This window comes from Lentilactobacillus sunkii DSM 19904 (assembly GCF_001435575.1).
Taxonomy (GTDB): Bacteria; Bacillota; Bacilli; order Lactobacillales; family Lactobacillaceae; genus Lentilactobacillus; species Lentilactobacillus sunkii.
On the sequence record NZ_AZEA01000065.1, the window covers coordinates 1 to 561 of the forward strand.

The 561-nt window shown below is 41.2% G+C and carries 1 protein-coding gene; it reads right to left on the reverse strand.

Going from position 1 to position 561, the window contains the following annotated elements:
- The coding region (locus FD17_RS12910; protein ID WP_162256789.1) for a transposase at window positions 1–561 on the reverse strand (561 nt) is incomplete at both ends.

Below are 561 nucleotides of genomic sequence, written 5' to 3' on the forward strand. Positions count from 1 at the left end.
AAAGCTGTTCACGAATATATTCTTTTTGTGAGTCCCAATTTGGATTAATATTGATTCTTCGCTGGTTTCCCATACGAGTGGTGGACCAATAGTAACCTTCGGGATCATCATAATCATCGGCTCGATAAACTTTAAAGTCGCGGGTAAAGCCATTTTTATCAGTTCGATGGCTCATACCATGGTATGAGAAGCGGATGTGGTGATCATCCAGATAGTAGTCGTCTTCTGCGTGATATTCCCAATTCATCACTTTGCCGAGATCAGTTCGGTATTTCTTAGATTGCTCTTTCAGGTACATGGTATAAGGAATCAATGGAATCCCGCCTATCTGGTCTTTAACGAATTGATAGTTTGGTTCACTGCCATAGCCCGCATCGGCAACGATATATTTGATTGGAGTCTGGGTAAAGTTCATTGATTTCAAAAATGGAATTAAAGTTCGTTGGTCCGTAGGACACTGATTCACTTGGTAATACAGTACAAATTGAGATTGCGTTGTGATTTGCAGATTGTACCCAGGTTTTAACTGGCCGTTTTGCATCGGGTCTTCTTTCATGCGCA